Source organism: Pseudomonas sp. P5_B2 (assembly GCF_056400445.1).
The window spans coordinates 1-2,093 of record NZ_JBFULH010000673.1 but is presented as its reverse complement, the minus strand read 5'-3'; the positions used below and the strand labels follow the sequence as shown (position 1 = coordinate 2,093).

Genomic DNA, 2,093 nt, shown 5'->3' with positions numbered 1-2,093 from the left:
GAAGTCCCCCTTGGCCACACCGATACTCGCCGTTGCGGCATGCAGATGTGCTTCAGCCTGGCGGATATCCGGACGGCGTTCGGCCAGTTGCGACGGCAGGCCGATAGCGATCTGTCGCGGGGTTTGCGGCACGGGAGCGTCTGTGGATAACTCGGCGTAMAGCGCTTGCGGTGGTTCGCCCATCAGCAGGCTCAGCGCGTTGATCAGTTGCGCCTGCCGCTGCTCCAGCTCGGGCAGGCGCGATTCGATGGCGGCGACTTGAGCGGCGGCTTCGGCGACATCCAGGTCGGTGGCAACGCCGTCGGCCAGGCGCAGTTGCGAAAGTTTCAAACTGTGGCGGGCGACATCGAGGTTCTGCTCGGTGACGGCCCGAGTGCTTTGCACGCCGCGCAGCTGAATGTAGACCTGAGCAGTTTCTGCGAGCACCGACAGCAACACACCCCGACGATCGTTTTCGGCCACTTCAAGCGTGGCGTCGGCGGCTTCGGTTTCGCGACGCACGCGTCCCCAGAAATCCAGCTCCCAGGACGCGGAGAAGCCGGCGTCCCACAGGTTGAATGCCGAGTCACCATAATGTCCCGATGGGTCGTTCAATCCTTCGCCACTATTACGTTTGCGTGCATAGCCGCCAGCAGCCGCCGTACTGGGGTAACGGTCGGCAGTGACCACCTGGCGCGCGGCGCGGCTTTGCTGCAAGCGGCTGCTGGCGAGTTTCAGGTCGAGGTTGTCGGTCAGGGCGCGTTGAGTCAGGGCCGAGAGTGTCGGGTCGTGGAACACGTCCCACCAGTGCTCCTCGATTGTAGCGGTGACGGCTTGGCTGGCAGCGGTTTTTGACTGTTTTGACCATTCGGTGATTTGCGGGGCCTGAGGTTTGTGAAAGTCCGGGCCGACGGTGCAGGCTGAAAGGCCTGCCACCAACAAAGCGCCAAGAACTGCGCAAAGCCACCGGCCTCTTCGCGAGCAGGCTCGCTCCCACAGGGGTTCTCCTTTTAGGCAGAGATTGTGTGCATTGAACCGATTCAATGTAGGAGTGAGCCTGCTCCCGATGACGTCTACCCGGGTAGCGAACATCTTCATCGCTGAGTCACCTCACTCGACATCGCGCTCGCAGTATCAATACTTGCCTCCACCGACATCCCCACTCGTAACCGTGAGGCCAGTGCCTGCCCCGGCTCCAGGACAATCTTTACCGGGATGCGCTGCACAACCTTGGTGAAGTTGCCGGTGGCGTTGTCCGGTTTAATCGAGGCGAACGTCACGCCTGTCGCCGGGGCGATGCTCTCGACTCGGCCGTTCAGGGTCTCACCGCCGAGGCTGTCGACCCGCACCTGAACGTCCTGACCTGGCTGCACGTTGGTCAGTTGCGTCTCTTGAAAATTGGCCACCACGTAAGCCTGTGCCAGCGGTACCACCGCCAGAATCTTGCTGCCCGGCGTCACATAGGCGCCGACTCGCACAGCGCGCTCGCCGACCATGCCGTCCTGTGGCGCAATAATGCGTGTGTAAGACAGCTCGTAACTGGCGATTTCCAGGGCGGCTTGCGCACGTTTCAGTCCACCTTCAGCAGCGTCACGCTGGGCCGTCAGGATGTCCACTTGCTTGCGTTCCGCCGCCAGCACTGCCATTGCGTTAGCCAACCGCGCGTTGGCCTGGTCGATACGCGTGCGCGCTTGCTGAGCACTCTGCACCGTACCGGCCCCGACGCCGGCCAAGTGGTTGTAGCGATTCAATTCATGCTCTGCGAAGGCCATCTCAGCCTTGGCCGAGACCACCGAGGCTTGAGCCTGAGCGATCACTGAAGTCTGGCGTTCAAGGGTCGCCCAGGCATTTTGCAGTTGCGCCCTGGCCATCAGGGTTTCGGCATCAGCCGCCTGGGCGGCGGCTCGCAGATCACGATCATCGATCAACGCCAGCAACTGCCCGGCCTTGACCTGCTGGTTGTCTTCCACCAGCACTTCCTTGATAAACCCGGCCACGCGCGGGACCACCAGGGTGAAGTCCGCCGAGACAAAGGCGTCATTGGTTTTTTGCTGCGTGCGCTGCCCGAAAAGACCGGGCGCCAGCAGATAAATCAGTACGCCGACTGCCACCAC

General features: G+C 62.1%; 2 protein-coding genes. Both read right to left on the bottom strand.

Annotated features, from left to right (window positions below; genetic code table 11):
* The coding region (locus tag AC1DRJ_RS25470) for an efflux transporter outer membrane subunit (protein ID WP_477804594.1) at positions 1-1,077 on the bottom strand (1,077 nt) is incomplete at its 3' end.
* A partial coding sequence (locus AC1DRJ_RS25465; RefSeq protein ID WP_477804593.1) for an HlyD family secretion protein occupies positions 1,074-2,093 on the bottom strand: 1,020 nt, incomplete at its 5' end. The genes AC1DRJ_RS25470 and AC1DRJ_RS25465, both read right to left, overlap by 4 nt.